The following is a 12,265-nucleotide window of genomic DNA, read 5'->3' on the forward strand; positions in this document are numbered from 1 at the left end:
TTCAAACTTTTCTTTTGCCATGACGGAACCTATCAGTTTTGTGTATCTAAATTACATATGAAAATAATCCACCAGAGGTAGATTAAGTTAATTTTTTCAAATAGTATTTTCTGACAGATAAAGGAAGTAATCAAGGAGATTCTTAGGACTGGTGCTGATAGGCAGAGTCGAACTGCCGACCTCACCCTTACCAAGGGTGCGCTCTACCAACTGAGCTATATCAGCAACACAAGAACTGGAGCGGGCAGCGGGAATCGAACCCGCATCATCAGCTTGGAAGGCTGAGGTAATAGCCATTATACGATGCCCGCATAAAAATCTGTTCTTAAACTACCTCTAACCGTCAAGAATAAAGTGGTGGAGGGAGCTGGATTCGAACCAGCGAAGGCTGAGCCGTCAGATTTACAGTCTGATCCCTTTGGCCGCTCGGGAACCCCTCCACGATAATTCTCTACTAATTCACTTCCGGTAAAAGGAAAGTGGTGCCGACTAACCGAGTCGAACGGTTGACCTACTGATTACAAGTCAGTTGCTCTACCAGCTGAGCTAAGTCGGCACTGCTTTAGTACGGGGCGAGATATTAGAGTAAGGTTTATTGGGATGCAACTATAAAATTAAAAAAAGTGTAAATTTTTAGTTTAAATGCTCAATATTCACGCGAAAACACGTTTTTTGCACTTTTTTATGTTGTTTTACTTAGTTCGCGCCAATAATGTAACCCCCTCATTACTAGCAATGAATCAAAAATACTTCCTGCAAATTGCTGTTGTAAAAGCAAGCCATAGCCACCAGCAAAAATTATTTGTACTTTTTGCTCTGTTTTTTTATCCGTTAAGTGCAACTTAGCTTGCTCAATTGCTCCAATGGTTGCGACTAAAGCACCGTTTTTTAAACCATTAGGCGTATTTTTACCCAGTTCATTGGTGAATGGAGTTTTACCGTCATCAAAAACACGTTGAGTATTTTGTGTAAGTGATGAGGTCATTAAATCAAGCCCGGGTAAAATCCAGCCACCTAAATGTAACCCTTCACTATTGAGCACATCAATTGTTGTCGCAGTACCCGCATCAACAACAATGCATGCTGTGTTTGGATATAACGTAAAGCCTGCAATAAGCGCAAGCCACCTGTCTATGCCTAAGTTAGCTACATGCTCGTAAGCGCATACAAGATTTCCAAGCGTTTTGGTTACCTTGGCTTCAAAACAAATAATATTATTGCTAGCCGCTTGCGCGAGAATATCGTTTAGTAAATCACTGCGCCCTACACATGCATAAATCACTTCGGTTATTTGTAACCAAGGCAGGTTATTTATATCTGCCGGTTGTGCTTGCTCGTTATGCCACAACACAGCTTTTAATGATGTATTTCCTACATCGATCAATAATCTCATAATTGCGCCTTTCTAAGGGAAACTTCCCCACCGTAATAACTTTTTACTTCCCCGTCTTGGCGAATTCGTATTCCACCTTGTGGGTCAATTCCTTCACATATCCCACGCCAGCTTCTGTGCCCTGTGTTTAGTTCAACATATTCACCAGCAAACGCATTGAGCGAATTCCATTGCTCATACATTCCTTGCAAGCCCGCTTGACGATACTGCGACAAACGCTGCTCTAAATAATAAGTAAGTGATGCCACCAGTGAATTTTTATCAAGTTGTTGAGTATGTTGACTTAGGTCGGTCCACGCTTGGTCTATATGCTGACTAAAGCTCTCAGGCATTTGTAAATTAATACCGATACCAATCACTAACTGACAAGGTCCTTGCGGTTGTCCATCTAATTCAACTAATACACCTGCAAGTTTTTGCTTATTTATATAAATATCGTTAGGCCACTTAAGTTCTACGTCAACTTGGTATAACGCTTTAATAGCATCATAAACAGCAAGACCTACTGCAATTGATACGCCCATTGCAGCTTGTAAGCCGTCATCTAAACGCCAAAAGTAACTGTAATACAAATTAGCGCCGAATGGGGATTGCCAAACACGGCCGCGTCTACCACGTCCTGCTTGCTGCATTTCAGCAACAATAACAGTACCAGACTCAAGCGCTGTTTTGGCCTGTATACGGCGCATAAGCTCGCTGTTAGTCGAATCAATAATAGGGTGTACTTCTACATCGGCAGTATTTGCACCTAGCGCTTTGTAGTGCTGATCAATTTGCGTTTTATTTAAAAGGCCCACCTGACTATTCAAACAATAGCCTTTGCCAGTCACTTTAAAAATATCCAAGCCCATTTCTTGTAACGTTTTAATATGTTTACTTACCGCAGCTCGGCTAATGCCAAGCTGTTCACCCAGCGCTTGGCCAGATACAAAAACACCTTGCTTTAAAGCATTTAAAATAGCGAGTTTGTTTCCATCAGGTGCTTTCATTACTTAGGCTCCGCGTTAATATGGCATTCGCTGCGTGCATCCATTAAACGTACTTCATGCTCTAACATAATGTTGTAACGCGTATAAACCACTTGCTGAATGTGTTTAATTATTTTTATTAGGTCGCTGCCTTCACTATTTCCGTGATTAACAAGTACTAGTGCTTGTTGTTGATGCACTTCAATACCTGCCTCGCGGTGCCCTTTTAAACCACTTTGATCGATTAACCAACCTGCCGCGACCTTGTGATGACTTTGCCCATATTCGTAATGAGGTAAATCAGCAAATTGCTTTAATAGCTCAGCTAACTGCTGGTTGGTTATTATAGGGTTTTTAAAAAAGCTACCCGCATTGGCAAGTGTATATGGGTTAGGTAATTTGCTATTGCGAGTTTGTATTACTTGATCGAACACAGCCTGCGGCGTAACAACCTTAAGTTGCTGCAAAGAGCCATAACTCAATACTGGTTGCCATTTTTTTGGGAGCGCTAAATGTACCTGCGTGATCACCGCTTTATTTTTAAGGGCATGTTTAAATATTGAGTCTCTGTAAGCAAATTCACATTGTTCGTTATTTAATGAATGCATAGTGTTAGTGGTTATATCAAAGTACTCTACCAACTCAACAAACTTAGCTATTTCAACGCCATAAGCACCAATATTTTGTACCGGCGATGCGCCAACGGTGCCCGGTATAAGTGCTAGATTTTCAAGCCCGGGTATATTTTTCTCTAATAAATAGCTAACTAGTTGATGCCAGTTTTCGCCTGCGGCAATACTTATTAGTGTGTCGCTCTCACGATCGGTAATTTTAATTCCTTTTAAGGCTATCTTTATAACCGTACCCATGTAGTCATTTAAAAATACGGTATTACTGCCCTCGCCTAGCAAACAAAACGGCGCGCTAAAACTTTGCGTTTTAAGTTGTTCAAGCTGAGTAATTTCAACAAAATTTTGGCATTGGCTGTTTAATGCGAATGTATGTAAGGAGTGTAATGAATGCGCCACAAAGCTCTCTAAAAATACCGGTAACTAATCGCAATAGTTTACCTCATCGTCGCAAATGTGGCACTAGATTGTAAAAATCACTCAACCCGCCGTGTCAATCGTGATATAAAACCTGCACTTTTTATTTGTGTTCAGAGTAATGATGAAAATTAAACCTCTTTTTTTAAGCCTCGCTATGGCGGGTATGTGTTCGCAAGCAATGGCTAATGCGATTGACCAAAACTCGTATGCTAACCTTGATGATGTTGTTACTACTCACTTAAACCTTGATTTAGATGTCGACTTTGCCGACAAGCAGTTAGAAGGTTTTGTAGAGCATACTCTTCAGTGGAACAACAGCAAAAGTAGAACTCTCGTTCTTGACACCCGCGACTTAGACATTGATAAAGTAATGTACAAAGATCAAAGCGGTAACTGGAAAAAAGCGACTTTTGATTTAGCTAAGCGAGATGACGTTAAAGGCTCAAAGCTTACCATTGTGTTTAAAAACCAAGCTGAAGTAGTTCGTATTTACTACAACAGTCGTCCAGAAGCTTCAGGCCTGCAATGGTTAACACCAGAGCAAACGGCAAGTAAAACGCATCCATTTATGTACAGCCAATCGCAAGCAATTCATGCACGTAGTTGGATCCCAGTGCAAGATACACCCGCAATGCGTGTAACTTACTCTGCACGAATTCATACACCAAAAGATATACGTGCTGTAATGAGTGCCGACAACAAAGATGCGCTTTATAAAGATGGCGACTACATTTTTGATATGCCACAAGCAATTTCACCTTACCTAATTGCTATTGGCGCAGGTAACTTAGAATTTAAAGCAATGTCGCACCAAACTGGCATATTTGCTGAGCCTACAATTTTAGATGCCTCAGTTGCTGAATTTGACGACACCCAAGCCATGATCGACAAAACAAACGCGATGTACGGCGAATATGCATGGGGTCGCTACGACTTATTAATGCTACCACCAAGTTTTCCGTTTGGTGGAATGGAAAACCCACGCTTATCATTTATTACTCCAACTGTTGTTGCTGGTGATAAAAGCTTAGTTAACCTTATTGCTCACGAGCTTGCTCATTCTTGGTCAGGTAACCTAGTAACTAACGCAACGTGGGAAGATTTATGGTTAAACGAAGGTTTTACCTCGTACGTTGAAAACCGCATTATGGAAGAAGTATTTGGTCGTGACCGTGCGGTTATGGAACAAGCACTTGATTCAGCGTCTTTACGCGCACAAATTAAAACAATTGATGCACCAGATACACGCCTTAATTTAAAGCTTAATGGCCGCGACCCAGACGATGCGTTTAGCTCAGTGCCTTACACTAAAGGTCAGTTATTTTTAATTTACCTAGAAAACAAATATGGTCGCGATAAGTTTGACCCGTTTGTAAAAGCGTACTTTAAAGAGTTTTCGTTTAAATCACTTACTACCGCGCAATTTGTTACTTACTTAAAAGCTAACTTAATTGAAAAGTATCCTGGTGTTGTAAGCATGGATAAAGTAAACGAATGGATTTTTGAACCTGGATTACCAAGTGATGCGCCAAACCCTACTTCTGATGCATTTGATAAAGTAGATACAGCAACAGCAGCATGGCTAAAAGGCGACACAACTGCAACTCAACTGCCAACGGCTGATTGGTCTGTGCATGAGTGGCTACACTTTTTAAATAACTTACCACGCGATTTAAGCATAGAGAAAATGAGCGAGCTTGATAGTGAATTTAACCTAACGCAATCAACTAACGCTGAACGTGCGTTTGCTTGGTTTATGCTAGCAGTAGGTAATGGTTATCAACCAATTTATCCTGCGCTTAATAAGCACTTATCAGGTATTGGCCGTCGTAAGTTAATTGTGCCGTTATATAAATCACTTATCACTAACGGTAAAAAAGACTGGGCACAAAGCGTGTACTTAAAAGCACGTCCTGGGTATCACCCTCTTGCACAAGGTACTATTGACGCATTATTTGAATAAATAGCGTTAACTAGAAACTAAAAAGGGCCAAATTTGGCCCTTTTGTTTTTCTGTTATTTTGTCACTTTTTCTAAAAAAGCTTTACGCTCTACAGTTGTGGCTTGTTGCCACCAAAAATCAAGCATATTCGCTGCGCTTGGCATCCCCTGACTATTAACAGGCCCTAGTGGCTTATTTGATTTTTGAGAAACAACAGCCGAACTTACCATTGGTTTCATCGGCTTTACTTTTTCCATTTGATTATTGGAAATAACAGTTAAGGGTTCAGGCAGTGAGCTGCCTTTGGCTTGTAAACTCACCTCTGGTACTTCTGCAAATAGTTTCGCCGACACGGCGTTATCTGCCCGATTAAACACCAAAGTGTAATTTTTCCCAGCTTCAACGGTAACATCTACCCAAAACGGTTCTGACTCAATCACTTCATGATCGTCAAAGCCTTGTTCATATAAGTCGGTATATTTTAATTTTAGCTGATAAGTACCCGGCGCAAGCTCTAAATCATCAACCCGACTAAATAAAGAGCTTTCTATAACACGCTCTCCCACTTGTAATGGCACAAACTCTTCAGGGAAGTGAATATTTTCTGCCATACTCGATACACTAAATAACAGCACTGCCGCACTGCCCATTAATACTGATTTACGCATATTTACTCCTTTAGTTATTTTCAGTTTGACACTGCTATGAAATTTTGTCATTAGTGAGCCTAAATTTCATAATATTTAATTAGGGACATACCATGAGTCAAAATACAATTTTTACAAAAATAATTAATCGTGAAATTCCAGCAGACATTATTTATGAAGATGATGATACCCTTGCATTTAAAGATATAAATCCTCAAGCCCCATTCCATGTATTGATTATCCCAAAAAAAGCAATTGCCACTATCAATGATATAAATGATGAAAATTCATACTTAATTGGCAATTTATATACCGTAGCAGCAAAGTTAGCTAAACAACATAATTTTGCAGACAACGGCTATCGAGTAGTAATGAACTGTAACGAGCATGGTGGGCAAACTGTATACCATATACACTTGCATATGCTTGCAGGGAAAGAGATGGGCTGGCCTCCGTATCAAGATGTTAAAAAGAGTTTTATTTAAATGATGACTTTTATTGTACTCTTTTAATATACGTTAAGTGCCAAATGTTAATATTTCTCATGTTTAACAAACGAAAAACAATTACTTATTTGCAACATTTTATGTTTAAATAATCGTAAAATCGTACTTGTTTTCAAGTAAAATAGCGACTTTCTAATACAAAAGGTGTGGAAGTCGTGATAAACTTAATCAGTCAGCTTTATAAAAGAGTATAAAAATATGAGCAGTTCTGCCTTTTTGTTATTAGATCAAGAGCCAATTAATACTATTGGCATTAACGTTTTAGAACCTTTGTTAAAAACGCAAGGCCTTGACGTAACCACAGGTACAAACATTTTAGATATACCTGAAGGGACTCGATTACTGTTTATTGAAACATCAAGTAAAGATGCATGGGGAAAGCTAAAAGAACAATTAGTAAACCTACGCGTTAAATGCGATATCATATTATTTAACCTAGACGAAAATCCAGAACTAGCTAACCGTGCATTATTAAGCGGTATTCGTGGTGTGTTTTATACGACTGATAACGCCGATGTATTAATGAAAGGTATTCGTTTATTAATGGAAGATCAGCTTTGGTATCGCCGTGACATAATGTGTAACGCATTAAACCGTATGCTGCAGTTTAATAAAGATGCACTTCATAAGCTAACTGAAGGTGATATAGAACCAGTTAAATTAACTAAACGAGAAAAAGCAATTATCTCGTTAATGAGTAATGGTTCTAAAAATAAAGAAATTGCTGAAGAATTAAGTATTAGTCCGCACACTGTAAAAACTCATCTATACAGTGCATTTAGAAAAACTAAATGTCGTAATCGCATTGAACTATTGTCTTGGGCGCAGCAAAATATACCAGACGAAATTCGTTAAATACGCATTTCGTTTAAATATAAAAACAGACACTTAGGTGTCTGTTTTTATATTTACTACCCACTTGTTAAAACATCACTTGGCTGGAAACTAAATGCTCGACTCTTTCACTCTTTACTTTGCCAGCATAGCCATAGTGGTTGTAATGACCTTGCTTAATTTTTTAACATGGCGAACAAACAAGCAAACTCCAGGTACGCTGCTTTATATTTTTTACCCTATTTTATTACTGGGTTCTGTTATTGGTTTTACCCTTGTTGGTAATACACATAATTTAGTTATTATTAGCATTGCCAGTAGCATGATGTTTGCAGCTTCAATTGTGCATTGCCTATCACTCAGCCAATTTTTAAATTATCACGGTATTGGCTTCAAATTAATCTGCTCATTTACTGCTTTTAGCGCTGTAATGCTCGGTTATTACACCTTTTATGATCCCTCTTTACACGAACGAGTTATTGCATCTGATATACAACATATAGCTGAAGCTATATTTTTATTATTTATATTTATCAAACATGCCCGTGCGCCCTATCCTAATGGCAGTATTGTATACATTATTATATTGACTCTCGTTGCTTTTAGTTTTATTGGCCGCTCGTTATTTATGGACGATATTGAACAAAGTAATCTATTAATTAATGGCTGGTTTAGCTCACTATTATTTTTAAATGGCGTCATTGCACCCATGTTCTATGCTGCAGGCATGGCCTTATTGTGTAATGAACGCAGAGAGCAGCATCTCAATAAACTAGCCGATAAAGCGCAAAAAGACTTAGAAATACGCGGACTATTTCTCTCAACGATTAGCCACGAAATACGCACCCCACTGAATGGCATTTTAGGCAGCGCTCAGCTTGTCATGAACCAAACAAGTGATACTCGTAATAAAGCTTATTGCGAGGCAATTATAAACTCCGCCGAATCACTCAATTTACTCGTAGATAAAGTACTTGATTACGCAAGCCTAGATCAAAGTGATGAAGCACTTTATGAAGAAGATATAGAATTTAAAACATGGCTCAATAATTTATGTCTATTACTGAGCCCACTTGCCGAGCAAAAACATCTTAAATTTGAGCTTGTGTGCAATATTCCAGAGCAAGCTTGTTATTACTGCGACCAACAAAAACTTAGGCAAATTATTATTAACTTAGTGGGTAATGCCATTAAATTTACCGACCACGGTGTTGTGAAAATTCAAGTTGATTTAATTTTAGAGAAACAACTTGAACACACCATAAAAATAAGTGTGAAGGACTCTGGCCCAGGCATAGAAAACGACGAGATAGCTTACTTAACAGAACCTTATGTACAAAGTAGCGCAGGTAAAGAAAAAGGTGGAACCGGCCTAGGTTTAGCCATTACCAGCCGTTTGCTTGAAAAGCTTAGTAGCCGGCTCGAAATTGCAAGCCAACTCGGTACAGGCAGTGTATTTAGCTTTATCGTTACTTTTACTTTGGGCGAACTAAGTTTAGTAGAGCAGCGACACCAGACTAAAGATTACCTAACAGGCCTTGATGTATTATTGGTTGAAGATTTAGATTTGAACCAAAAAATTGCTATCGAATTTATGGCCGACGATGAGCACAAAATTAAGCTCGCAAAAGATGGGAAAAGCGCTATTGAGCTTATGCAAAAACATCACTTTGATGTAGTGTTACTTGATATGAATTTACCTGACTTAACAGGCCAAGAAGTACTTAAACGCCTAAAGCACATAGATCATAAGAATCAACGAACTCCCGTACTCGCTTTTACTGCAAGCCTTAGCCCCGACGAAGTAAAAGAATATTTAGAATTAGGAATAAAAGATATTGTTGGCAAACCTATTAAACACCAAAAGCTTCGCCAAGCACTTAGCGACTCTCAATCAAACCAAACGGCTAGTATTACTGCAGAACTTATTGACACTTTGTACGACGAAACCGCAGCAGAGACACTAACCACTTCGTTTAGTGAAGATGAAGTATCGTCTATTTATAACGAATTTGTACTTTCAGCACGAAATAAACTCATTCGTTGCCAAGAGCTTACTACTCAGCATCCAGAGCAATGTATTAAGCTTTTACATCGCCAGGCAAGCACAGCCTTACAGTTAGGTTTTAATCGTTATGGTATAGCGCTAAAAAAAATAGAGCGCCGCTTACTCGATAAAAAACCACACAACGACATGCTTGATGAAGCGCTAGATCTGTGGCAACAAAGCTTAGAGCAATATTTAAAGTTTGTGCGCGGGCAGTTAGAGTGAAATTAAAAAAGCGTTAAGGTTTTTTAAATTTCACTTTAAGTTAATCAAATTTTGCTACCTCTTCAAAGTTAAGACCTGTGAAACCATGTGCTTGCAAGGCACAAAAGAGGTTTAAAGAAACATCTTTATCATTTTTACGAGAATCAAAAATATATGTACCTTCAAATCGATCTTCTGGCATTTTAAATATACAGCTATGCTTAGGTAATTTTTCTTTTTTGAATATCGCTTTTTGTAATCCAATATTTAAGCTTGGCAGCATAAAAGTACTCATTTCAACATCTAAGATGCCCTCTATTTTTCGAGTGACATTATAAAAGTACCAGTTGTCATCACCTACATAGAAAGGCAATAACTCTCCCGAATCTTCAAAAATCTCCGCCAATTCATTTGCTACATGATCCCTTATAGCAAGACCCTGTAAATTTATTGCTGCCATATCACCTATAGGAGTCTTTTTTTCTTGATTATAATGCGCACTAAAATTTATTAATGTCGACTCTTTTGATGAACCATCAGGCTTCCATAGGTCAGGTTCACATAAAGCTTCGCTATCAGGAAATATGACTCTGTAATGATTAACATCCGGCGTTATTTTATAAATTACTTTACTCATTAGTACCCATAAACTCCATTCTGTAACGATATAGCGATTGCTTGTAATATCGCGGCACACTCGCTACGTGTATTTGCTAACGATAGTTGATTAGTAATATTTAGGTAATATAACTCTGTATGAATTTTTGCATGATTAGAAGCTTCAGGCATAGCAGGGTGTGGAACGTAATTTTCATTCTTAGGTAAAAAAACACCATTACTTGGATCATCTATTCGGATTTTAAATTTTGCAAGTATCTTTCTGGCAGCCCGAGCCAATTCATGAGTTCCAGAGACAATAGCATGGGTGGCCGTATTAGGTGGTTTTTTCCCAGCTCCTGTTGCAGACATATATCGTGTCATTCGCTGCGGCCAATGTTTTTCTACTAAAAGAGCCTCAGCCGTTGTATTGTTTGCCATTTCTGCATAACGTGAATATGCTAACAAACCAAATTTAACACTTCTAGTCGCTATTTTATTATAAAGACGCGCAGCATGTTGAGCAACCTCAGCTTAAGTAAGCCTACGTTCGGTCTCTTTTAAAGTTTTATCTAACTCATTTGAAATAAGATTTTCAGAATCTCGAAACTTATAAATCACACCTGATTCACGAATACTATCACGTAACCCTTTCAGGAGTTCAGCAGGCTCGATCTGGATAGCCGTCGGCAAAGGTTTATCCATATAATTATTCATTAAACGTCCCTATAATTAAAACTACCGGCATAGTATTTCAAATTAATTTTTATTTCAATCAGTAGCTTTGTTACTCTAAATATGACTACATCATTAAGCAACCACTGTATTTAAATGCCTATCTCCATATTTATCATCAAATCGCTCTATATCGCTTTCATTAAGTACAGCACCGGTTTGCACTTCAATGACTATTAACGGCTCTTTTTGATTATTAGCCAAGCTATGAATTTTTTTGCGGCGATATAACACGATTGAACTTGCATTAGCGTATGCGCTTGCTCATTAATACATACATCTACAATACCCGAAACCCAATGTTCAGCGCGATGCTGATGGCGCTGCGTCGAAAGCTTAGCACCACTGTTAACAGTAATTTTCTTAACTTTAAAGGCAGTGCCTTCAACCAAAGTACGGTAATTTCCCCATGGGCGAAAAACCACTTGATGATGGTTAAGTTTATCGGTCTGTGTTGTAGCAATTTGCCTAAGTAACAAAGGCAGAGAATCTAGCTAATTTTGGCTTGCAATTAACGTGGCATCATGGGTATGAATAATCGCTAAGTCACTTACTCCAAGCGTGGCAATAGTGTGTTCAGCCTCGTTAATAACTAAGTTATTAGTACTTTTTTTAGCCACATAATTAGCATTTAAACTATTACCGTTTTCATCTTTTTTTGTAAGTGCATCAAGGGATGAAAAACTACCTACATCACTCCATTTTAAATCAACAGACATAACAACTACGTTATTACTGCGCTCTAAAATGGTGTAATCAATTGAATCGCTTGGGCAGTGTTCAAGCGCACTGCTGCTTGGGCGGGTAAACCCTAAATCTTTAGTAAATAGTGCTACAGCGACACTCATTGCTATTTTTGGCGCAAACCGTTCCAGCAATAGCCGCGCCTTGTTTTATATAGCCATAGCCAGTATATGCCTCTATAGGCGTAAGAGAAAACGTCACTAACTTACCTTGCTCGGCAAGCTTTACAGCTTCAGGGAGCTTAGCCGTTGATATATCAAGTTTTCAATACATAGTGGGCGGCTAATGCGATGGCTGGAGCGGTATTTTTACCTTTGGGTTCGAGTAATAATGCAGTAGGAATTGAGCTTTCAGCCTGCTCGGCGGCAATAAATCGGTGCTGCTCATTACACACTAAAATAGCATTATCAAACAACTCATTAAAAACACGCGCCAATGTACTTTGCAGCAATGACGTGTTTTCATTTAGTAGTGGTAAAAATTGTTTAGGCATTGCTTGGCGAGAAAGCGGCCACAAGCGAGAGCCTATGCCACCAGCTAAAATTACAGGAGTGATTAAAGTGTTCATGATGTATATTAGCCGCCAACAAAAATATCAG

At 38.6% G+C, this 12,265-nt stretch carries 11 protein-coding genes, 4 tRNA genes and 1 pseudogene; 4 read left to right on the forward strand and 12 right to left on the reverse strand.

The genetic code is table 11. The features are described 5' to 3' along the window. Positions 1-149: 149 nt before the first annotated feature. The 7 genes from DO88_RS12505 to murB all read right to left on the reverse strand — a co-directional run bounded on the left by DO88_RS12505 (position 150) and on the right by murB (position 3,389). A tRNA-Thr gene (locus DO88_RS12505) sits at positions 150-225 on the reverse strand. A gap of 11 nt (positions 226-236) precedes the next feature. Then, positions 237-311 (reverse strand) — tRNA-Gly (locus tag DO88_RS12500). 44 nt (positions 312-355) lie between these two features. Next, positions 356-440: transfer RNA gene (locus DO88_RS12495), tRNA-Tyr, on the reverse strand. A 40-nt stretch (positions 441-480) separates the two neighbouring features. After that, positions 481-556: transfer RNA gene (locus DO88_RS12490), tRNA-Thr, on the reverse strand. A 126-nt stretch (positions 557-682) separates the two neighbouring features. Further along, on the reverse strand, positions 683-1,393 hold the full coding sequence (locus DO88_RS12485; protein WP_033038557.1) for a type III pantothenate kinase: 711 nt from the start codon (positions 1,391-1,393) through the stop codon (positions 683-685). Then, positions 1,390-2,382, reverse strand: a complete 993-nt coding sequence (gene birA, locus DO88_RS12480; RefSeq protein WP_033038559.1) for a bifunctional biotin--[acetyl-CoA-carboxylase] ligase/biotin operon repressor BirA — start codon at positions 2,380-2,382, stop codon at positions 1,390-1,392. The genes DO88_RS12485 and birA overlap by 4 nt, the downstream gene beginning before the upstream one ends. Then, complete coding sequence (gene murB, locus DO88_RS12475) at positions 2,382-3,389, reverse strand: UDP-N-acetylmuramate dehydrogenase (RefSeq protein ID WP_033038561.1); 1,008 nt, start codon at positions 3,387-3,389, stop codon at positions 2,382-2,384. The genes birA and murB overlap by 1 nt, the downstream gene beginning before the upstream one ends. Before the next feature lie 142 nt (positions 3,390-3,531). Between murB and DO88_RS12470 the strand changes: the two genes are divergently transcribed. Then, complete coding sequence (locus DO88_RS12470) at positions 3,532-5,373, forward strand: M1 family metallopeptidase (protein ID WP_033038562.1); 1,842 nt, start codon at positions 3,532-3,534, stop codon at positions 5,371-5,373. A gap of 53 nt (positions 5,374-5,426) precedes the next feature. On the opposite strand, the gene DO88_RS12465 is transcribed toward DO88_RS12470, so the two are convergent. Beyond that, positions 5,427-6,020 carry a DUF2057 domain-containing protein gene (locus DO88_RS12465; RefSeq protein WP_007378046.1) on the reverse strand — a complete coding sequence of 198 codons (594 nt, stop codon included), beginning with the start codon at positions 6,018-6,020 and terminating at the stop codon, positions 5,427-5,429. A gap of 92 nt (positions 6,021-6,112) precedes the next feature. On the opposite strand from DO88_RS12465, the gene DO88_RS12460 reads away from it, so the two are divergent. The 3 genes from DO88_RS12460 (at position 6,113) to DO88_RS12450 (ending at position 9,611) form a co-directional block, all read left to right on the forward strand. Continuing rightward, the gene (locus DO88_RS12460; RefSeq protein ID WP_007378045.1) at positions 6,113-6,484 is read left to right on the forward strand and encodes a histidine triad nucleotide-binding protein; all 372 of its coding nucleotides are present in this window, start codon (positions 6,113-6,115) and stop codon (positions 6,482-6,484) included. Positions 6,485-6,703: 219 nt separating this feature from the next. Next, positions 6,704-7,360, forward strand: a complete 657-nt coding sequence (locus DO88_RS12455) for a helix-turn-helix transcriptional regulator (protein WP_007378044.1) — start codon at positions 6,704-6,706, stop codon at positions 7,358-7,360. A gap of 94 nt (positions 7,361-7,454) precedes the next feature. Next, positions 7,455-9,611, forward strand: coding sequence for a response regulator (locus DO88_RS12450; RefSeq protein WP_033038564.1), 2,157 nt, complete (start codon positions 7,455-7,457; stop codon positions 9,609-9,611). A 40-nt stretch (positions 9,612-9,651) separates the two neighbouring features. Here DO88_RS12450 and DO88_RS12445 read toward each other — a convergent pair whose 3' ends face one another. The 4 genes and pseudogenes from DO88_RS12445 to DO88_RS19210 form a co-directional block, all read right to left on the reverse strand. Then, positions 9,652-10,227 (reverse strand): hypothetical protein, encoded by a 576-nt coding sequence (locus DO88_RS12445; RefSeq protein WP_033038567.1) that lies wholly within the window; start codon positions 10,225-10,227, stop codon positions 9,652-9,654. Further along, positions 10,227-10,655: an AHH domain-containing protein gene (locus tag DO88_RS18550; protein ID WP_198022403.1), complete on the reverse strand. Its 429-nt coding sequence runs from the start codon at positions 10,653-10,655 to the stop codon at positions 10,227-10,229. The genes DO88_RS12445 and DO88_RS18550 overlap by 1 nt, the downstream gene beginning before the upstream one ends. A 66-nt stretch (positions 10,656-10,721) precedes the next feature. After that, positions 10,722-10,904, reverse strand: coding sequence for a hypothetical protein (locus DO88_RS12440; protein ID WP_033038569.1), 183 nt, complete (start codon positions 10,902-10,904; stop codon positions 10,722-10,724). A 93-nt stretch (positions 10,905-10,997) separates the two neighbouring features. Beyond that, positions 10,998-12,234 (reverse strand): annotated as a pseudogene (locus tag DO88_RS19210) (sugar phosphate nucleotidyltransferase). Between the last annotated feature and the right edge of the window lie 31 nt (positions 12,235-12,265).

The organism is Pseudoalteromonas sp. S3431 (genome assembly GCF_000690035.1).
GTDB classification, from domain to species: Bacteria; Pseudomonadota; Gammaproteobacteria; order Enterobacterales; family Alteromonadaceae; genus Pseudoalteromonas; species Pseudoalteromonas fuliginea.

Excerpts from the sequence above, each read along its gene's own strand:
- DO88_RS12470 (WP_033038562.1), top strand. The coding sequence starts at position 3,532 with ATGAAAATTAAACCTCTTTTTTTAAGCCTCGCTATGGCGGGTATGTGT.
- DO88_RS12455 (WP_007378044.1), top strand. The coding sequence starts at position 6,704 with ATGAGCAGTTCTGCCTTTTTGTTATTAGATCAAGAGCCAATTAATACT.
- DO88_RS12450 (WP_033038564.1), top strand. The coding sequence starts at position 7,455 with ATGCTCGACTCTTTCACTCTTTACTTTGCCAGCATAGCCATAGTGGTT.
- DO88_RS12445 (WP_033038567.1), bottom strand. The coding sequence starts at position 10,227 with ATGAGTAAAGTAATTTATAAAATAACGCCGGATGTTAATCATTACAGA.
- DO88_RS12465 (WP_007378046.1), bottom strand. The coding sequence starts at position 6,020 with ATGCGTAAATCAGTATTAATGGGCAGTGCGGCAGTGCTGTTATTTAGT.
- birA (WP_033038559.1), bottom strand. The coding sequence starts at position 2,382 with ATGAAAGCACCTGATGGAAACAAACTCGCTATTTTAAATGCTTTAAAG.
- DO88_RS12460 (WP_007378045.1), top strand. The coding sequence starts at position 6,113 with ATGAGTCAAAATACAATTTTTACAAAAATAATTAATCGTGAAATTCCA.
- DO88_RS12485 (WP_033038557.1), bottom strand. The coding sequence starts at position 1,393 with ATGAGATTATTGATCGATGTAGGAAATACATCATTAAAAGCTGTGTTG.
- DO88_RS12440 (WP_033038569.1), bottom strand. The coding sequence starts at position 10,904 with ATGAATAATTATATGGATAAACCTTTGCCGACGGCTATCCAGATCGAG.